Raw genomic sequence first — 18,361 nt, forward strand, 5'->3', positions numbered from 1 at the left:
CGTCGATGTCGATCCTCGACAAGTTCAAGCCGTTGCGCGCCGCCCATGACCGGTTGAAATCGGTCGGGCGAGACCCCTTCTCGGTCACATTCGATGACATCGTTTCGCCCACCGAAGGCATCTTCGAAGGGCGGCGGACGGTTCTGCTCGGCACGAACAACTATCTCGGCCTCACCTTCGACGACGCCTGCATCGAAAGCTCGGTGGACGCCATCGTGCGCCACGGCACGGGCACCACGGGCTCGCGCATCGCCAACGGCTCCTATGACAGCCATTCGGCGCTGGAAGAAGAACTCGCCGCCTTTTTCGGCCGCCGACACGGCATGGTCTTCTCCACCGGCTATCAGGCCAATCTTGGCATCCTGTCGACGCTGGTCGGTAAGGACGACCACCTGATCATCGACGCCGACAGCCACGCCTCGATCTACGACGGCTCGCGCCTCGGCCATGCGCCGGTGATCCGCTTCCGCCACAACGACCCGGAAGACCTCGCCAAGCGCCTGAAGCGCCTCGACGGCCAGCCGGGCGCCAAGCTGATTGTCACCGAGGGCATCTATTCCATGCTCGGCGACACCGCGCCCTTGCGCGAGATCGCGGCGGTGAAGCGCGAATACGGCGCTTATCTCCTCGTTGACGAAGCCCATTCCATGGGCGTTCTGGGTGCGCGCGGCCGGGGCCTGGCCGAGGAAGCGGAAGTCGAGGCCGATGTCGACTTCATCATCGGCACCTTCTCCAAGTCGCTCGGCTCGGTCGGCGGCTTCTGCGTCGCCGATCTCGATGATTTCGACATCGTGCGGCTCGCCTGCCGGCCGTATATGTTCACCGCCTCGCTGCCCCCGGCCGTGATCGCCTCCACGCGCTTCGCGCTGAAGAAGCTGCAGCAGGAGCCAGCTTTGCGCGCGCAGTTGATGGCGAACGCCAAGCATCTCTATACGGCGCTCGGCGCGCAGGGGTTCAAGACCGGCCCTCAATGCTCGCCCATCGTGTCGGTGATCCTGTCCGACCCGCAAAAGGCGATGATGCTCTGGAACGCGCTTCTGGAGAACGGCCTTTACATGAACCTCGCTTTGCCGCCGGCGACGCCGTCCTCCTCGGCGTTCCTGCGCTCCAGCGTTTCGGCCCGGCACACGCCGGAGCAGATCGCGTTCGCGGCCAATCTCATGGGGCGTCTCGCCCGCGAACTCGGCATTCTGGAGCCGGAAACGGAGTCCTCCGACAACGCCTTCAGCCGGAAGCGCGCTTCCGCTGCCAGAGCCGCCGGATGATCGGCACGGACGCCAGCAGCGGAAAGCGCCGCTGGCGTTCGGTCAAGGGGATCGCGATCCCCGTATGGCGCTGGATCTTCCAGACGAGGTAATCCGCCCCGTTGCGGAAGGTGAAGGCCGCCTTCAGGAGGCGGACGAAATTCAACGGCTTGCCGAGCCGCCGCCGCCGCGCCCAGGCCGCCTGCGCCCCGCGCGGCGCATCGTCGACGAGCCTGATCCGCCCTTCCCCGGCATTCTCCCAAGCCAACCCTTCCGCCTTTGCGGCGGCCAGAAACATCCGCTCGTAGCGCTCGGGCGCGCGCGACACGATGTCGTCCGGCCGCGCTTCAGCCTCCACCCGGAGTTCCGACGCATAGGTGCGGCGGAAAAGGCCGCGCCAATAATCGGCCGGCGTCCCCTCGCGGGCCCCGAGCCTGACGCTCCAGACCACCGCCGCGCGCACCGCGCCGGCCACCGCCCCCACCGCCGCCTCCCGCGCCGCCTCGTCGCGCGCATAAACGCAGGCGACAGGCTGCGAGAAACGCGCCCAGACCGAATTGTCGAGGCTTTGGGGGCGTGCGAGACGCCGGAACTGGTTGAGCGACAGGATCGCGACCTTGGCCCGCAGCACACGCCCATCAAGCGTCGCCTCGTGATATTCGACATTGGGCGGCAGGAGGCGGTTCGCGCCGGCCGCCCAACGGCCATGCGTCCAGTCCGTCAAGCGATCCACCAGCACGTAGAAGTCGAGAAGGCCGTCGAGATCGCCGGTGCGCAAGGACGAGCCGTAGAACAGGATGGCGACCGGCGGGCGACGCGCTTCGCCGGCGAGCTTGTCCGCGAACCGGACCGCCTCCGATACGACGGGGACCGAGAGTTCCGCGGAAACAAGCCGCAGAAGGTCGTTTTCCCCGCTCACGGCGCCAGGAACTCCACCGCCGGGCCGGCGCCGATCGAGACTTTGCCGTCCGGTCCGGGCTCGAAAGCCTCGCCGTCGAGAATGAAGGGCTCGGAAAGGCGCAGGGAAATGCGCTCGGCTGAGCCGGAGCGGTATCCGGCCGCCTTCATCCAAGGGGTCGGGCGACCGCGCAAGGCGGGCAGAAGCGCCAGCCCCAAGCGCCGCGGCGGCGCGTCGACATCGAGATAGCGCAGGGGCTTCCCGTCAGCGTTCCAGAACGGCCAGATGCCGAGGGTGAAGCGGTGAAGCGTCGTGGCGAGGAAGATCAAACGCGGGCGAGCCTCGATGCCTCGGCCATGGCCGTCCACGTAGACCTCCATCGGCGTGCCCGACAGCCATTCGTCGCGCTCGCCCTTTCGCGCCAAACGCATCACCCCGCGCCCGATGCCGGTCGCGACCCTCAAGGGCCCGAGGCTGACGCGGTTGGCGACGCCCTGGTCGGACAGCGCCACCGCCCGGCGATAAGCGCCCGTTCCCATCACGAAGCCCGACAATTGGCTTGTGCCGGCCGTGATGTCGAGTGTCCGGATGCGCTGGCGGCGTCGGCCGAGGGTCCCGTCGCGCATCGCGGAAGCCAATTGTTCCAGCCCGGCCGCGCCGGTGCCCCAGGAGCCGGCATTCGCCGCGAGGATGTTGGTCTTGCCGGAGGCGACGAAGGCGAAGGCCGGCAGCGTTTCGAAGGCGCCCCGCGCGGCCGAGAGGACGTCGCGCACCGTGCCGTCGCCGCCGTCGATGCCGAGAACCGACACGCCCCGTTCGGCAAATTCGCGGCAGGTGGCGTCGAGTTCTTCGAGAGTGGCTGGCTCGCGCAAGACGACGCCGGGCGCCAGATGCGAGGCGTCGAAGCTGGCTCGGTTGCGGTTTCGCCGGCTTTTCGGGTTTCGGACGATGCCAAGAAGGCTCATCCGGCGAGCCAGGACCGGATGGGCCCTTGCCGGGACGCCAGCCCCGCCGCGACGATCTGCCAAAGGTGGACGAGGAAGCAGAGACCGGTCCAGACGGCGACGAGAAGGATGCCGAGGTCCGGCCGGCCGAACAAGGTCAGGACGGTGAGGATCAGAAGGTTCGGGTTGCGCCGCGCCGTGATGCCCCGGAACCAGGAATCGAACGGGCGCCAGATGTGCATCTCTATCCGGAAGAGCTTGATGAACACGCCCTCCTCGATCCGCTGGGCGATGTAACCGCCGACGATCACGAACAGCACCAGCCCGTAATAGGGCAGCGCGAAGCCGGCCGCGCCGCAGCCCACCATCCAGGCCCACCACCAGAAGGGCGGATGCACGAGGTCGATGCCGTGGTCGAGAACGTCGCCGCCCTTGGAATAGGTCATGGTGACGCGCGCGAGCTTGCCGTCCACCGTGTCGAGGAAGGTCATGATCCAGGCGCAAACGAGCCCCCAGCCGAAATGGCCGTGCCAGAAGAGCCAGAAGGCGAGAAGGACGAAGCCGAGGCTCGCCAGCGTCACCTGGTTCGGCGTGATGCCGGCCGAGGCGCACCAGCCGGTGACGACCTTGGCGGGCGGCGGCCAGACATGCTTGGTGATGAAGTCCGTGACGCCCTTGTAGGACGCCTGGAAAGTGCGATCGCGGATGGCGGGAAGGTTCTGCCTCGTCAACGGCAGGAGAAACGGCTCCTCGCGCTTTCTCAGCTTGTTGTTGTAGCTGCCGGCAAGGCCCGCCGGCGTTCTTGTTTCCAGCCCGGCCGGGGACAGGCCCTGCTCGTCGGCTTCGAGGCTCGCGGCCGCATCCAGCGTATGAACCGCCAGCACCGGCTGCCCCCCATCGGGAACGAGCGCGGTGCCCGGCGACTTCACGAGCGCTTCGATCAGGCGCTGGTCGAAGACATGGTCGGCGCGGATCAGGATCGCAGGGATTCCCGCCGGCGGCAGGTCGCCCGCACCGAAGCGCACGTCGCGCATGCCGACCCGCGCGAAGGAGCGGCGGAGCCGCTCGCCCGAACTCATGCCCCAGATGTCGACGCTGCCACTGCCCAGAACGATGACGGTGGGCGCGGGAAACTCGGGGCTTTGTTCGGCCTTCAATGTCTTTAACGTCTCGTGCCGTTGGAAAACCGGCCCTTCCTAGCCCTCCGGGGGCGGCGTGGCTAGCACTTGGGGGTTCGATCCACTACATCTCGCCTGTTGTCAGCCGAGCGGACACGCTATGCCCAATCCGACGATGGCGAAGTTCGACCATCCCCACACCCAGATCGCCGAAACTTCATCCTGGAGCGTCCTCCTGCGTCCGGGTCAGGTGACGCTCGGCTCCCTGGTGCTCGTCGCCAAAGAAGACGCTGAGGCCTTCGGCGATCTTTCCCCCGCCGCCTTCGCCGATCTCGGGAACGTGGTGCGCAAGGTGGAAGCGATGCTTCGCGCCTTCGTCGGCTTCGAGCGCATCAACTACCTGATGCTGATGATGGTCGATCCGGACGTGCATTTCCACGTGATCCCGCGCTACGAGGGCGCGCGCTCGTTCGAGGGCACCGAGTTTCCCGATGCCGGCTGGCCGGCCCAACCCGCCTTGAACCAAGCGACGGAGCCCGAGCCGGAAACGCTGGCCCGGCTTCGCGATGCACTTGCCGCCCATTGGGAACGAGCCTGACCGTGGCCTCTCGAAACGGCGCGCGGTTCGGCAGCATCATCGACCGCTATCTCTTGGGCCTTGCGCTGAAGCCGCTTCTCATCGGCGTCGGCGTTCTTCTGATCGCGCTTCTTCTCGGGCGCGTTTTGCGCCTCGTGAACATCCTGGCCGATGCCGGCTCCACCGAGTTCGGCCTTCTGGCGACGCTGGTGGCGAGCCTCGTGCCCCATTATCTCGGCCTCGCCATCACCGCGGCGCTGGTGGCGGCCGTGTTCGTGGCGATGATCCGGCTCGGCGATGGCTCCGAACTCGACGCCCTTTTGTCCAGCGGCCTGTCGCTCGGCCGTATCTCCGCGCCCTTCCTCGGGCTCGGCCTCGTGCTCGCGGCCTTGAGCTTCGTGCTGTATGGCTGGCTGAACCCGGTGTCGCGCTACGATTACCGAAGCCTCATCCACTCGGCGACCTCCGTCGTGTCGCGCACGGACATCCAGCCCGGCTCGTTTTTGGATGCCGGCAACGGCGCGACGATCTCGGCCGACCAGGTGTTCGGCGGCGCGCGGCGCGTCGAAGGGGTCTTCATCCACCAGATCGAGGACGGGCGCGAGCGCGTCACCACGGCGTCGAGCGGCGAGGTCGCGCTCGGCGACGACGGCGTCAACCTGAAGCTGATCCTTCAGGACGGCATCAGCGTCATCCAGGATGCCGGCGGCTCGCCGGTACGCACCCAGTTCCGCCGCCTGAACTTCCAGACCACCATTCCCTTCGAGGCGCAGCCCTTCCGCGAGCGCGGCACGAGCGAGCGCGAGCTGACCGTGCCGGAACTCTGGCAGGAAATGAGGGCGCCGCGCACCGAAATCGCGCCGCGCATCGTCGAGGCCGAGTTGATCGACCGGGTGCTGCGTCCCTTGTCGCTCGTCTTCATGCCGCTTCTGGCCATTCCCTTGAGCCTTGCCACCAAGCGCGGCTCGCGCGCGACCGGCCTCGTGGTCGCCGCCGTTCTGCTGGTCACCTTCAACAACGCGCTTCAACTCGGCAAGGATATCGGCGCGGCCGGCCATGGGCCGCCGATCCTCACCGCCGGCCTGCCCTTCCTGGTCTTCGCCGGGCTCGCCGTCGCCTTGTTCGCCTCCGCTTCGCGCCATCCGACGCAAGCCCCGCTCGGGCGCGCGATCGACCGGCTGCAAGCGCGTTTGGGCGCGATGGCACGACCGCTTCGCCGACGCACGGCGAGGGAAGCGGCATGACGCCGACGCTCGTGCGGCATCTGGGAGGCCGCTTCCTCGCCATCGCGACGGGAACGGTACTGCTGCTCGCCGCCCTCGTCCTCATCCTCGACCTTCTCGACACGGCCGAGGACATCCTCGCCATGCACAAGGGCGCGGGCGGTTTTGCCTATTACATCGTGATGCGCCTTCCCTCCATCGTTCCGGAAGTGCTGCCGCTCGGCGTGCTTCTGGCGGCGCTGTTCATGTTCGCTTCCTTGATGCGGCATTCCGAGCTGATCGCGATGCGCGCGGCCGGCATCAGCATCGCACAGATGCTGATCGCGATCCTGCCCGCCGTCACCCTGATCGCCCTCGTTCATTACGGCCTGTCCGACACGCTTCGCCCGAATGCCGAGCGCCGTCTGGCCCAATGGTGGAACGAGAACGAGGAGAGGGCAGCCGAGAAACCCGTTTGGCTGAAGGTGGACGACACCATCGTCGAGGTCGGGCGCGTGCGCGAGGGCGGGCGGCGGCTGGAGAACGTCAAGATCTACCGGCGCGACGCCAACGACGCCGTGTCCTTCGTCACCGTGGCGGACAGGGCATCCTACGACAACCGCCGCTGGGCGTTGCAGGATGCGACGCTCGCCGACTGGCGGCGCGGCGAAATCTCGACGCCCCGCCCGGCCGATGGCGACTGGCAGACGCGGCTTCGCCCGCGCGACGTGGTGGCCGCCATGACGCCCGACGCCAACATCTCGGCCGGCACCGCCTATGAGGCGCTGGTCGGCAAACGGCTCGCCATCGCCGCCCCGTCCGTCTACGCCACCGCCCTGCAGCGCGCCTTCTCGCAGCCGGCGAGCGATTTCGTGATGCTGCTTCTGGCCGCCCCGCTCGCCTTCGCCAACTGGCGTTCGGGCAGCGGCGGGCGCGTCTTTCTTTTGTCGCTCGGAGCGGGGCTTTTGTTCATCCTCACCGATGGCGTCGTGGCGACGCTCGGCCGGTCCGGCCTTCTCCATCCGGTGCCAGCGGCCTGGGGGCCGACCGTCCTCTTCGCCCTTCTCGCCCTCGCCGCGCTGCATCGCCTTCAAGGCACCGGCCGCGCAAGGAAAGTCTCTTGATCGACATCCGGCCCGTCTCCACCAAGCGCGAGCTCGACGCCTTCATCGCGCTGCCGAACCGCATCCAGAAGGGCGACCCGAACTATGTCGCGCCCCTCAAGATGGAGCGGCACGAGGCGCTGTCGCCCAAGCACAATCCCTTCTTCAACCACGCCGAGGTGCGCTTTCTCGCCGCCTTCCGGGGGGCTGAGATGGTCGGGCGCATCAGCGCGCAGGCCGACCGGCGTCTCGGCGATCTCGGCCATTTCGGGCTCCTGTCGGCGCAGAACGATCCGGCGATCTTCGCTGCGCTTTTCAAAGCCGCCGAGGACTGGCTGCGCGAGCGCGGGCGAACCCGCGTGCTCGGTCCCTTCGATCTGAACGTCAACGAGGAGATCGGCACGCTGGTCGAGGGCTTCGACACGCCGCCGATGCTGCTCATGCCGCACAATCCACCCTGGCAGGGCGCGCGGATCGAGGAACAGGGCTTTGCCAAAGCGAAAGACGTCCTCGCCTTCCTGTTCGACAACGTCGCGCCCAAGCCCGGCTGGTCGGAGCGCATCGAGAAGCGGCCGCTGCCGAAGAACGTCGTTTTGCGCCAGCTCGATTGGAAGCGCTACGAGGAGGATCTCGCTTCCGTCGTCTCGATCTTCAACGACGCCTGGGCCGACAACTGGAACTTCATGCCGCTCGGGCGCGACGATCTCGACGCCATGGCGAAATCGATGAAGCCGCTGATCCGCAAGGAGTTCGTCCAGATAGCGGAACTCAAAGGCGAGCCGGTCGCCTTCGGCATCTGCCTGCCGAACCTCAACGAGGCGATCCGCGATCTCGGCGGCGACCTCCTGCCGCTCGGCTGGGCGAAGCTCCTGTGGCGTTTGAAGGTGAAGGGCACGAAGACGGCGCGCATTCCCCTGATGGGCGTCAAGAAGTCCGCGTCGCGTTCGCCGATCGGCGCGCTTTTGCCTATGATCATCATGAACCGGCTCGGGCGCGAGGGAATGAAAGTGGGCGTCGAGGCGATCGAGATGTCGTGGATCCTGGAAGACAACCACGGCATGATGCATTTCGGCGAGACCATGGCCGGCGCGCCCTACAAGCGCTACCGCATCTACGAAAAGACGCTCGCCGCTTGAGCAGGGTCTCGGCGCTGATCCTCGCCGGCTCGCGGCCGGGCGGCGATCCACTGGCGCTCACTGAGGGGGTGCCGCAAAAGGCGCTGATCGCGATCGAGGGCCGGCCGATGCTCCATCATGTGGTGACGGCGCTCAAAGCCGTACCGGAGATCGGCCGCATCGCGGTTTCATCGCCCGAACCGCTGCCCGGCGACGGGTTCGAATGGATCGCTTCCCGCGAAACGCCGAGCCTCAGCGTCTCGGCCGCGCTGGATGCGCTCGGCACGCCGCTCCTCGTCACCACCGCCGACCATCCGCTTTTGAAGCCCAAATGGATCGCGCATTTCCTGGCGCATTCCCCGCCGGGGGCGAGCGCGGTCGTCGGTCTGGCCAAGGAAGCGGCCGTTCAGGCGGCGGCCCCGGAAACGAAGCGCACCTACCTGCGCCTCGGGGGGCAGGCGTGGTCCGGCTGCAACCTGTTTCTGCTGGCCGACCCGCAAGCGCGGCAAGTCGTCGGCTTCTGGCGACGCCTCGAGGCCCATCGCAAGAAGCCGTGGCGCATGGCGAGCCTGATCGGTCCGGGCGCGATCCTCGCCTATCTGACGGGCCGCTTGCGGATCGAGGGCGCGCTGTCCCGCATCGGCCGGCTCACCGGCGCGACGGTCGGCATGGTCGACATGCCCTTCGGCGAAGCGGCGATCGACGTCGACAAGCCTTCGGACTTGGTTCTCGTCCGAAGGCTGATGGCGGCGCGCCGCTAGAGCGTGTCGAGGACGCTTCCATCGATGTCCCGGATGTCGCGCTTGCCGCAGAGCGCCATGGTGACGTCGAGTTCCTTGCGGATGATCTCCAACGCCCGCGCAACCCCCGCGCGGCCACCGGCTCCGAGGCCGTAGAGGAACGGGCGGCCGATATAGGTGCCCTTGGCGCCGAGCGCGACCGCCTTCAACACGTCCTGCCCGGAGCGGATGCCGCCGTCGAGATGCACCTCGATCCGGTCGCCCACCGCTTCCACGATGTGAGGCAGCATGGCGATGGAGGAGCGCGCCCCGTCGAGCTGGCGGCCGCCATGGTTGGAGACGATGATCGCGTCGGCGCCCGTATCGGCCGCCATGCGCGCGTCTTCAGGGTCGAGGATGCCCTTCAGGATCAGTTTGCCGCCCCATTGCTCCTTGATCCAGGCGACATCGGCCCAGGACAGCTTCGGGTCGAACTGCTCGGCCGTCCAGGAGGACAGGGAGGACAGGTCCGAAACGTTCTTGGCATGGCCGACGATGTTGCCGAAGGAGCGGCGCTTGGTGCCGAGCATTTCCAGCGCCCAGAAGGGGCGCGTCGCCACCTGCCAGGCATGTTTCGGCGTCCATTTCGGTGGCGCGGACAGGCCGTTGCGCAAGTCCTTGTGGCGCTGGCCGAGGATCTGGAGATCGAGGGTCAGAACCAGCGCCGAGCAGCCCGCCGCCTTCGCGCGGCCGATGAGGTTCTGGACGAACTCGCGGTCGCGCATCACGTAGAGCTGGAACCAGAAGGGCTTGCGGGTGACGGAGGCCACGTCCTCGATGGAACAGATGCTCATGGTGGAGAGCGTGAAGGGCACGCCGAACTCTTCGGCCGCCTGCGCCGCCAGCATCTCGCCGTCGGCATGCTGCATGCCGGTGAGGCCGGTCGGCGCGATGGCGACGGGCATCGCCACCCGCTCGCCCACCATCTCCGTCCGCAGGCTGCGCCCTGTCATGTCGACCAGCACGCGCTGGCGCAGCTTGATGCGCGAAAAGTCCTCCTCGTTGGCGCGATAGGTCCCTTCGGTCCACGCGCCGGAATCGGCATAGTCGAAGAACATCTTCGGCACCCGCCGGCGCGCCCGGCGCTTCAGATCGGCGATGGTCAGCGCGGAATCGACGGAATGTTTGGCGCGATGCGGCACCGGCTGGTTCGCCGACTGCATGTCCTCCGCTTCGACGCGTGCCTTCTCAGACAATTCCCCCTCCCCCGGAAACCGACGCTGGCCGCTCGTTCGCGACCTTGTCCCGGTAGCCGCTCTCGCGGAAGGCTGCAATCGGGTCGATCGCACCGCCATGGCGAAGACGGGCCTCCGCGAGGATCGGCTCGACATCGGTGCGGAAGGCGTTCTTCAAGGTTTCGGACGCCAAGAGGACGTCGTTGCTGTCCTGGTATTCGGCAAGCTTCGCGCGATCCACCAGAAGCGCCTGCGCATAGGCGCGGCGGATTTCGGCGCCCGAGCGGATGAGGCTTTCGATCGGATCGGTGACGTTGTGCGACTGGTCGATCATGTGGGCGGGGCTCAGCCGGTCCAAGGCCTCGCCCGCCGCGACGAGTTCGTTGAAGACGAGGAACAGGCGGAAGGGGTCGATGGAGCCGGCGTCGAGATCGTCGTCGCCGTATTTCGAGTCGTTGAAATGGAAGCCGCCGAGCTTGCCCGCCCGGATGAGGCGCGCAACGATCTGCTCGATATTGACGTTCGGCGCGTGGTGGCCGAGATCCACGAGGCAGAAGGCCTTTTCGCCCAGTTCCTGTGCCGTCATGAGGCTCGTGCCCCAGTCCGAAACGACGGTGGAATAAAAGGCCGGCTCGTACATCTTGTGTTCGGAGAAGATGCGCCAATCCGCCGGCAGGCCGGCCGTGATCGCCTTCATGGATTCCAGATAGCGCTCGAAAGAGCGCGACAGATCGCTCTGGCCGGCGAAGTTCGCGCCGTCGCCGATCCAGACCGTGATGGCCTTGGAGCCGAGCTTGTCGCCGATGGCCACCGTTTCGAGATTGTGCTCGACCGCCTGCCGGCGCACGGCCGGGTCGGCGTGGGAGAGCGAGCCGTATTTATAGGACAACGGCTGGCGGGGATCGCCCGGATGATCCTGGAAGGTGTTGGAGTTCATCGCATCGAAATGAAGGCCGAGCGCATCGGCATGGGCCTTCAGTTCAGTCGGGTCCGCCTTGTCCCAGGGGATATGCAGCGACACGCCGGGCGAAGCGCGGCCGAGCGCCTGGATCACGGCGCAATCCGTCAGCTTCTCGAAGATGCCCCGCGGCTCGCCCCGGCCGGGAAAACGGGCGAAGCGCGTGCCGCCCGTGCCCGTGCCCCAGGACGGAACCGCGACGGTGAACTCTGCGACCTTTTCGGTGATCGCGTCGATGTCGATCCCGCGCCGCGCGAGCTTCTCCCCAAGGCTCGCATAGTCGCTGGCCTGATCCTTGGAGCGCGCCGCGTTGTGGCGCTCGATCACGCTCTGGTCGATGGGTGACGTGGTCATGGTGGCAGATCCTCCCTTCCGCCGGTTCGGATGAATGCCCTCCCTGGTCCGGGAGGGCACGAGGCTTCAGCGCGTGAAGCTCACCGCGTTGCCGGCATCGACATTGACGATGTTGCCGGTGGACTTGGCGGAAATGTCGGACGCGAAGAAGTAGACGGCTTCCGCGATGTCCTCGGGAAACACCGAGCGCTTCAGGAGCGAGCGGTTGCGGTAGTGCTCTTCCAATTCGCTCATCTCGATCCGGGAGGAGGCGGCGCGCTGTTCGCGCCATTCGCCGCTCCAGATCTTGGAGCCGCGCAGAACCGCGTCCGGGTTCACCGTGTTGACGCGGATGCCGGCTTCCGCCCCTTCGAGCGCCAGGCAGCGCGCCAGATGAATCTCGGCGGCTTTGGCCGTGCAATAGGCCGATGCGCCAGCGGAGGCCGCGAGCCCGTTCTTGGAGGAGATGAAGACGATCGACCCGCCGAGCTTCTGGCGGCGGAACAAGCGGAAGGCTTCACGTGAAACAAGGAAATAGCCGGTCGCAAGAATCGAGATGTTCTTGTCCCAGATCTCCAGCGTCGTGTCCTCCACCGGCGACGCGGAGGCGATGCCGGCATTCGAGACGAGGATGTCGAGCCCGCCATATTCCACCACGGCGTCGGAGAAGCTCTTGGCCACCTCACCCTCGGCGGTCACGTTCATGTTGACGGTTCGCACCTGGTCGCTGCCGAAACTCTTGGCGAAGTCGGCCTTGGCGCTTTCCAGGGCCGAAGCGTCGATATCGGCGAGCACCACGCAGGCGCCTTCGCTTAAGAATCGCGCGGCAATCGCCCGGCCGATGCCGCCGGCCCCGCCGGTGACGAGCGCGACGCGGCCCTGCAAGGGCTTGGCTTTGGGCATGCGCTGGAGCTTGGCCTCCTCCAGAAGCCAGTATTCGATGTCGAAGGCCTCCTGCTCGGGCAGGCCTTGGTAGGTATCGACGCCGGAGGCCCCGCGCATGACGTTGATGGCGTTGACGTAGAACTCGCCCGCGATGCGCGCCGTCGCCTTGTCCTTGGCGAACGAGATCATGCCGACGCCCGGCACGAGATAGATCACCGCGTTCGGATCGCGGATCGCCGGCGAATTGTCGTGGCGGCAGCGTTCGTAATAAGCGGCGTAATCGGCGCGGTAAGCGGCGATACTCGATTCAAGGCCGACCAAGAGCGTGTCGATGTCTCCGCCAGCCGGATCGAAGTCGAGAACCAGCGGGCGGATCTTGGTGCGCAGGAAATGGTCCGGGCAGGACGTGCCGAGCGCGGCGAGGCTTCGAAGGTTCTTGGAACCGACAAATTCGAGCACGGCAGCCGAGTCGTCGAAATGGCCGACCTTGGCTTCCGCCGTGCCGATATGGCTGCGGATCGCCGGCATGAGCTTGCCCGCGACCTCGCGGCGCTTTTCGGACGGCATCGAGGCCACCGCTTCGCCGCCGAAGGCCGGCTTGCCCGACAACTCGCTCTCGAACCATTCGATGGCGCGGTTGATGATGCGAAGCGTCGTCTCGTAGGCCTCCTCCGCCGTATCCCCCCAGGTGAAGAGACCGTGGGAGCCCAGAACCACGCCCTTGGCATCGGGGTGCTCGGCCGCGAAGCGCGAAAGTTCGAGGCCGAGCTCGAAGCCGGGCCGGCGCCATTCGAGCCAGCCGATCTCGTCGCCGTAGACTTGGCTCGTGATCTCGCGCCCGTTCTCGGTCGCCGCGATGGCGATCACCGCGTCCGGGTGCATGTGGTCGACGTGGCGGTAGGGCAGATAGGCGTGGAGCGGCGTGTCGATGGAGGCGGCGCGCGGATTGAGGTTGAAGGTGCAGTGGGGCAGGTAGCCCACCATCTCGTCCTCGTGCGCTTCGCCCCGATAGATGTCGCGAAGCTTGTTCAGCTTGTCCTGGTAGAGCGTCGCGAAGCCGTCGAGCTTGATCGTGCCGACGTCGCCGCCAGAGCCCTTCACCCAAAGAACGGTCACGTCCTCGCCCGTCAGGGGGTCGCGATGGGTGACCTTGGCGGAGGTGTTGCCGCCGCCGTAATTGGTGATTCGCTTGTCGGAACCGAGCAGGTTCGAGCGGTAAAGCAGTAGGCCCGGCTCATCGAGCGTGGCGGCCTTGGCCTTGTCCCACAGGTTGCGGACGCGGCTTCCATCACTGTTCGCGGACATGATTCCTCCCCAGGAGCCGGCGCGGCGTGAGCGGCGCAGGATTGGCGTGATGGATGCGGCAACTTCGATCATCTGTCAACAAATTCGATCATGATCGTGCTTATGTTGCACTGCACTGCAAGAAAATGATCGAAGCTGATTGACAGTTTTCGTTTCGGTCGCGATTGTCGGCGTTGGGAGACAGCCACGAATGCACGAGCTCGAACGACATCGCATCATCCTCAGCGCCGTTCAGGGACGGTCGGTGGCGGGCGTCGGCGAGTTGGCGGAACTGACGGGCGCTTCCGAGGCGACGATCCGGCGCGACATCGCGGCGCTCGCCCTGGAAAAGCGGTTGAAACGCGTGCGCGGCGGGGCCGAAGCCTTGAACGCATCGCCCTACGGCCGGATCGGCGGCCCCTCGCTCGTGGCGTCGGAAGCGCTGAAGCGCTCGGAAAAGCGGCTGATCGCCAAGGCCGCTGTGGCGCTTTGCGCGGAAGGCGACTCGATCGTCATCAACGGCGGCACCACGACCTTCCAGATGGTGCATCACCTCACGACCCAGAAAATCCAGGTGATGACGAATTCGTTTCAGATCGCCGAGCATCTGATCCGCCACGCCAAATGCACGGTTCTGGTGCCGGCGGGCGCGATCTATCGCGAGCAGGGCCTCATCATCAGCCCGTTTGAAACGGACGGCATCGCCAATTTCGCCGCGCAGAAGATGTTCATGGGCTGCCGCGCCATTTCGAGTCTGGGCATCGGCGAGGCGGACCCCTTGATCGTCCAGTCCGAGCAGCGCCTGATGCGCCAATCGGACGAGATCGTGGTTCTGGCCGATTCCTCCAAGTTCCGCGCCCGCTCCTCCATGATCGTCGCGCCCTTGTCGCGCGTGTCCGTGATCGTGACGGACGAGAACATCGAGGACGCGGCGGCGCAGATGATCGAGGCGGCGGGCGTGCGCCTCGTGGTGGCCGAGCGCCACAGGAATTCGGACGGCGGCGAGGCCTTCGCCGCCTGACAGAATAAGTGCCGCAAAGGGGGAGGCCCGGCGGCATTCGAACATTCGCTCAATCGGGAGGAAACAAGCATGACCAGTTTCAAACGCATGGCCGTCCTGGCGGCGCTGGCCGCCAGCCTGATGGCAGGCACCGCGGCGCAGGCCGCCGACACGCGCATCGCGCTCGTCGTGAAATCGCTCGGCAACGGCTTCTTCGACGCCGCCAACAAGGGCGCGGAGGAAGCGGCCAAGGAGATCGGCGGCACCGAGATCATCTATACCGGCCCGACCTCCACCACGGCGGAAGGCCAGATCGAGGTCATCAATTCGCTGATCTCGCAGAAGGTGGACGCCATCGCCGTTTCCGCCAACGACCCCGACGCCCTCGTGCCGGCCCTGAAGAAGGCGATGCAGCGCGGCATCAAGGTCATCTCCTTCGATTCGGGCGTCGCCCCGGCCGGCCGCATCCTGCAGCTCAACCCCTCGTCCAACCCGCTGATCGGCGAGACCTGCCTGAAGCTCGCGGCCGACGCGCTTCCCGAGGGCAAGGGCGAGATCGCCATCCTGTCGGCGACGGCGACCTCGACCAACCAGAACATCTGGATCGCCGAAATGAAGAAGGCGATGCCGAAGTTTCCGGGCCTGAAGCTCGTGGCCACCGTTTACGGCGACGACCTGTCGGACAAGAGCTATCGCGAAACGCAGGCGCTTCTGAAGAGCCATCCGGAAGTGAAGGTCATCGTCGCGCCGACCTCGGTCGGCATCGTCGCGGCGGCGCAGGCCGTGAAGGATGCCGGCAAGATCGGCGAGGTCCATGTGACGGGTCTCGGCCTTCCCTCCGAAATGGCGGGCGCGATCAAGTCCGGCGCGTCCAAGAGCTTCGCCATCTGGAACCCGATCGATCTCGGCTATTCCGCCGCCATGCTCGCTTCCGACCTCGTGAAGAAGGACCAGAGCCAAGTGAAGGCCGGCGACAAGCTCGCCGCCGGGCGCATGGGCGAGATCACGATCGGCGAAGGCGGCGAAGCAGCCATGTCCGTGCCCTTCACCTACGACGCATCGAACATCGATCAGTTCTCCAAGATCTTCTGATCGTCGGAAGAACGAAGGCTTCGAGAAGAACGCAACCCTTTCCCGGCACGGCCGGGAAGGGGCTGGCGTCCTTCGCCCATGATGCCGTCCGTCCGGGACAGATATCCATGACACCTGCCGCCCCCATCGCCGACACGCCACCCATTCTCGAAATGCGCCCCATTCTCGAAATGAGGAAGATCACCAAGGTCTTTCCGGGCGTGCGCGCCCTGTCGGACGTCGATCTCAAGCTCCATCCCGGCCGCGTCACCGCGCTGATCGGCGAGAACGGGGCGGGGAAATCGACGCTGGTGAAGACCATGACCGGCCTTTACCGCGCCGATGGCGGCGAAATCCTCATCGACGGGACGCCGACCCGCTTCGACAATTCGCACGACGCGGAACGCGCCGGCATCACCGCCATCCATCAGGAAACGGTGCTGTTCGACGAGCTGTCCGTCGCCGAGAATATCTATCTCGGCCACACGCCGAAGACCCGCCTCGGCCTCGTCGACTGGAAGGCGGTGAACGCACGCGCTGCCGCCATTCTCCATTCGCTCGACGCGCCCTTCGGTCCCCGCACGCGGTTGAAGGACCTTTCCATCGGCCAGCGCCATCTCGTCGCCGTCGCACGCGCGCTGTCGGTCGAAGCGCGCGTCGTGATCATGGACGAGCCGACCGCAGCTCTGTCGCAGAAGGAAACGGAAGAGCTCTTCACCATCGTGGAGCGCCTGAAGGCCAAGGGCACCGCAATCCTCTTCATCAGCCACAAGTTCGAGGAAGTATTTCGCATCGCCGACGACTACGCCGTGTTCCGCGACGGGCAGTCGGTCGGCGCGGGCGTCCTGGCCGAAACCGATCAGGCCTCGATCGTGCGCTTGATGGTCGGACGCTCGGTGGATGTCGCCTTTCCGAAAATCGAGGTCCGGCCCGGCGAAACGGTGCTGGACGTTGCGGATTATTCGCATCCAACCGAGTTCGACGGCATCTCGCTGAATCTGCGGCGCGGCGAAATCCTCGGCCTTTACGGATTGGTCGGCGCCGGGCGCTCGGAATTCTGCCAATCGCTCTTCGGCGTGACGAAGCCCTCGCGCGGGACGCTCACGATCGATGGCCGGGTAACCCGCATCCGCTCGGCGGCACAGGCCATCGAGGCCGGACTCGTCTACGTGCCGGAGGAGCGCGGCCGGCACGGCGCGGTTCTCGCCATGCCGATCTTCGAGAACGTGACGCTCGCGTCCCTCGGCACCGTGTCGCGCAAGGGCTTCCTGAAGATGGCGGACGAATTCGCGCTCGCCCGCAAATATGCCGAGCGCCTGGACCTTCGCGCGAGCGCCCTCGACCAGCCGGTCGGCAACCTTTCCGGCGGCAACCAGCAGAAGGTGGTGATCGGCAAGTGGCTCGCCACGAAGCCGAAGGTCATCATTCTCGACGAGCCCACCAAAGGCATCGACATCGGCTCGAAGGCCGCCGTCCACGCCTTCATCTCGGAACTCGCCGCCGAGGGCTTGGCCGTTCTCATGGTGTCCTCCGAACTCCCTGAGATTCTCGGCATGAGCGACCGCGTCACGGTGTTTCGCGAAGGCCGGCAGATCGGCACCTGGGACCGGGCCGGCCTATCGCCGGAGGTTCTGGTGCGCGCGGCGACCGGCAATGCGGAGGAGATCGCGGCATGAGCCTTGTGAAAACCCTCCTGAAGGTCCGCGAGCTTCTGCTCGTTCTCGCCATCGCGCTGCTTCTCCTCGGCGTGTCGGGCGCGCGCTCCGACTTCGCGGCGCCCGCCAATCTCGCGGCGATCTTCACCGACACCTCGATCCTGGTGATCCTGGCACTCGGACAGGCCGCCGTGATCATGACGCGCTCGGTGGACCTGTCGGTGGCCGCCAACCTCGCCTTCACCGGCATGGCCGCGGCGATGCTGAACGCCAACTTCCCCGGCCTTCCCGTGCCCCTTCTCGTTCTCTTCTGCTTGTGCATGGGTCTGGTGCTCGGCTCGATCAACGGCCTCCTCGTGTGGCGGTTGAAGCTGCCCGCCATCGTCGTGACCCTCGGCACGCTCACCATTTATCGCGGCCTCGCCTTCGTTCTGTCGGGCGGCGCCTGGATCAACACCTTCCAGATGTCGGAAACCTTCCTCAGCCTGCCGCGTCACCAGATCCTCGGCTTCCCCGTTCTCGCCTGGATCGCGGTCGTCGTCGTCCTCGCCGCGTGGGTTCTGTTCGGACGAACGAGCTTCGGCCGCGCGCTCTACGCCACCGGCGGCAACCCGACCGCTGCCACCTATGCCGGCATCGACACCGGGCGCACCACCTTTTTCGCCTTCTGCTTGTCGGGCGCGCTGGCGGGTCTCTGCGGTTATCTCTGGGTGTCGCGCTTTGCCGTCGCCTATGTGGATGTGGCCTCCGGCTTCGAGCTCGACGTGATCGCGGCCTGCGTCATCGGCGGCGTGTCGATCGCCGGCGGCATCGGCTCGGTCGGGGGCGCGGTTCTCGGCGCCCTTTTCCTCGGCATCCTGAAGAACGCGCTGCCGGTGATCGGCGTTTCGCCCTTCTGGCAGATGGCGATCTCAGGGGGCATCATCATCGCGGCCGTCACCCTCAACACCCGCGCCGAGCGCACGCGCGGCCGCGTCATCCTGCGTAAAGTGGACGCCATCCGGGGAGCCAGGGCATGAC

The 18,361-nt window shown here is 66.4% G+C and carries 16 protein-coding genes; 10 read left to right on the top strand and 6 right to left on the bottom strand.

Annotation, left to right across the window (positions count from 1 at the left end):
- Nucleotides 1–5 precede the first annotated feature (5 nt).
- Complete coding sequence (spt, locus tag F9929_RS08855; protein WP_152046211.1) at nucleotides 6–1,265, top strand: serine palmitoyltransferase; 1,260 nt, start codon at nucleotides 6–8, stop codon at nucleotides 1,263–1,265.
- On the opposite strand, the gene F9929_RS08860 is transcribed toward spt, so the two are convergent.
- From F9929_RS08860 to F9929_RS08870, 3 genes are read right to left on the bottom strand one after another with little or no spacing between them, the layout of a single operon-like run.
- Complete coding sequence (locus F9929_RS08860; RefSeq protein WP_152046212.1) at nucleotides 1,225–2,163, bottom strand: hypothetical protein; 939 nt, start codon at nucleotides 2,161–2,163, stop codon at nucleotides 1,225–1,227. The genes spt and F9929_RS08860 overlap by 41 nt on opposite strands.
- Nucleotides 2,160–3,107, bottom strand: coding sequence for a diacylglycerol/lipid kinase family protein (locus F9929_RS08865; RefSeq protein WP_152046213.1), 948 nt, complete (start codon nucleotides 3,105–3,107; stop codon nucleotides 2,160–2,162). Before F9929_RS08865 ends, F9929_RS08860 begins: the two co-directional genes overlap by 4 nt.
- Nucleotides 3,104–4,243, bottom strand: a complete 1,140-nt coding sequence (locus tag F9929_RS08870; RefSeq protein ID WP_235919150.1) for a CDP-alcohol phosphatidyltransferase family protein — start codon at nucleotides 4,241–4,243, stop codon at nucleotides 3,104–3,106. The genes F9929_RS08865 and F9929_RS08870 overlap by 4 nt, the downstream gene beginning before the upstream one ends.
- A 121-nt stretch (nucleotides 4,244–4,364) precedes the next feature.
- Here F9929_RS08870 and F9929_RS08875 point away from each other — a divergent pair, with 121 nt between their 5' ends.
- Genes F9929_RS08875 through mobA form a run of 5 tightly spaced genes read left to right on the top strand, consistent with a single transcriptional unit; the run spans nucleotide 4,365 to nucleotide 8,962 of the window.
- Complete coding sequence (locus F9929_RS08875) at nucleotides 4,365–4,802, top strand: HIT family protein (protein WP_152046214.1); 438 nt, start codon at nucleotides 4,365–4,367, stop codon at nucleotides 4,800–4,802.
- Nucleotides 4,803–4,804: 2 nt separating this feature from the next.
- Nucleotides 4,805–6,025 carry an LptF/LptG family permease gene (locus F9929_RS08880; protein ID WP_193227670.1) on the top strand — a complete coding sequence of 407 codons (1,221 nt, stop codon included), beginning with the start codon at nucleotides 4,805–4,807 and terminating at the stop codon, nucleotides 6,023–6,025.
- Nucleotides 6,022–7,107, top strand: a complete 1,086-nt coding sequence (locus F9929_RS08885; RefSeq protein WP_152046216.1) for an LptF/LptG family permease — start codon at nucleotides 6,022–6,024, stop codon at nucleotides 7,105–7,107. Before F9929_RS08880 ends, F9929_RS08885 begins: the two co-directional genes overlap by 4 nt.
- On the top strand, nucleotides 7,104–8,222 hold the full coding sequence (locus tag F9929_RS08890; RefSeq protein ID WP_152046217.1) for a dATP pyrophosphohydrolase: 1,119 nt from the start codon (nucleotides 7,104–7,106) through the stop codon (nucleotides 8,220–8,222). Before F9929_RS08885 ends, F9929_RS08890 begins: the two co-directional genes overlap by 4 nt.
- Complete coding sequence (mobA, locus tag F9929_RS08895) at nucleotides 8,219–8,962, top strand: molybdenum cofactor guanylyltransferase (RefSeq protein ID WP_152046218.1); 744 nt, start codon at nucleotides 8,219–8,221, stop codon at nucleotides 8,960–8,962. The genes F9929_RS08890 and mobA overlap by 4 nt, the downstream gene beginning before the upstream one ends.
- On the opposite strand, the gene F9929_RS08900 is transcribed toward mobA, so the two are convergent.
- The 3 genes from F9929_RS08900 to F9929_RS08910 all read right to left on the bottom strand — a co-directional run bounded on the left by F9929_RS08900 (nucleotide 8,959) and on the right by F9929_RS08910 (nucleotide 13,636).
- The gene (locus tag F9929_RS08900; RefSeq protein WP_152046521.1) at nucleotides 8,959–10,143 is read right to left on the bottom strand and encodes an alpha-hydroxy acid oxidase; all 1,185 of its coding nucleotides are present in this window, start codon (nucleotides 10,141–10,143) and stop codon (nucleotides 8,959–8,961) included. The two genes, mobA and F9929_RS08900, sit on opposite strands and share 4 nt — an antisense overlap.
- A 25-nt stretch (nucleotides 10,144–10,168) precedes the next feature.
- Entirely contained in the window at nucleotides 10,169–11,467 is a 1,299-nt protein-coding gene (gene rhaI / locus F9929_RS08905) for an L-rhamnose catabolism isomerase (protein WP_152046219.1), read from the bottom strand.
- Between the two features lie 66 nt (nucleotides 11,468–11,533).
- The gene (locus F9929_RS08910; RefSeq protein ID WP_152046220.1) at nucleotides 11,534–13,636 is read right to left on the bottom strand and encodes a bifunctional rhamnulose-1-phosphate aldolase/short-chain dehydrogenase; all 2,103 of its coding nucleotides are present in this window, start codon (nucleotides 13,634–13,636) and stop codon (nucleotides 11,534–11,536) included.
- Nucleotides 13,637–13,826: 190 nt separating this feature from the next.
- On the opposite strand from F9929_RS08910, the gene F9929_RS08915 reads away from it, so the two are divergent.
- The 4 genes from F9929_RS08915 to F9929_RS08930 all read left to right on the top strand — a co-directional run bounded on the left by F9929_RS08915 (nucleotide 13,827) and on the right by F9929_RS08930 (nucleotide 18,360).
- A complete protein-coding gene (locus F9929_RS08915) occupies nucleotides 13,827–14,636 on the top strand; it encodes a DeoR/GlpR family DNA-binding transcription regulator (protein WP_152046221.1) in 810 nt (269 codons plus the stop codon).
- A gap of 69 nt (nucleotides 14,637–14,705) precedes the next feature.
- Entirely contained in the window at nucleotides 14,706–15,707 is a 1,002-nt protein-coding gene (gene rhaS / locus F9929_RS08920; RefSeq protein WP_152046222.1) for a rhamnose ABC transporter substrate-binding protein, read from the top strand.
- A 107-nt stretch (nucleotides 15,708–15,814) separates the two neighbouring features.
- The gene (locus F9929_RS08925; RefSeq protein WP_152046223.1) at nucleotides 15,815–17,362 is read left to right on the top strand and encodes a sugar ABC transporter ATP-binding protein; all 1,548 of its coding nucleotides are present in this window, start codon (nucleotides 15,815–15,817) and stop codon (nucleotides 17,360–17,362) included.
- A gap of 5 nt (nucleotides 17,363–17,367) precedes the next feature.
- Nucleotides 17,368–18,360, top strand: coding sequence for an ABC transporter permease (locus tag F9929_RS08930; RefSeq protein WP_152046522.1), 993 nt, complete (start codon nucleotides 17,368–17,370; stop codon nucleotides 18,358–18,360).
- The last annotated feature ends 1 nt before the right edge of the window (nucleotide 18,361 follow it).

The organism is Aureimonas psammosilenae (assembly GCF_009176975.1).
Classification (GTDB): domain Bacteria; phylum Pseudomonadota; class Alphaproteobacteria; order Rhizobiales; family Rhizobiaceae; genus Plantimonas; species Plantimonas psammosilenae.

Bases quoted from the DNA above. Each gene is read 5' to 3' on its own strand.
- F9929_RS08885 (WP_152046216.1), top strand. From the start codon at position 6,022: ATGACGCCGACGCTCGTGCGGCATCTGGGAGGCCGCTTCCTCGCCATC.
- F9929_RS08900 (WP_152046521.1), bottom strand. From the start codon at position 10,143: ATGCAGTCGGCGAACCAGCCGGTGCCGCATCGCGCCAAACATTCCGTC.
- F9929_RS08865 (WP_152046213.1), bottom strand. From the start codon at position 3,107: ATGAGCCTTCTTGGCATCGTCCGAAACCCGAAAAGCCGGCGAAACCGC.
- rhaS (WP_152046222.1), top strand. From the start codon at position 14,706: ATGACCAGTTTCAAACGCATGGCCGTCCTGGCGGCGCTGGCCGCCAGC.
- F9929_RS08925 (WP_152046223.1), top strand. From the start codon at position 15,815: ATGACACCTGCCGCCCCCATCGCCGACACGCCACCCATTCTCGAAATG.
- rhaI (WP_152046219.1), bottom strand. From the start codon at position 11,467: ATGACCACGTCACCCATCGACCAGAGCGTGATCGAGCGCCACAACGCG.
- spt (WP_152046211.1), top strand. From the start codon at position 6: ATGTCGATCCTCGACAAGTTCAAGCCGTTGCGCGCCGCCCATGACCGG.
- F9929_RS08915 (WP_152046221.1), top strand. From the start codon at position 13,827: ATGCACGAGCTCGAACGACATCGCATCATCCTCAGCGCCGTTCAGGGA.
- F9929_RS08910 (WP_152046220.1), bottom strand. From the start codon at position 13,636: ATGTCCGCGAACAGTGATGGAAGCCGCGTCCGCAACCTGTGGGACAAG.
- F9929_RS08875 (WP_152046214.1), top strand. From the start codon at position 4,365: ATGCCCAATCCGACGATGGCGAAGTTCGACCATCCCCACACCCAGATC.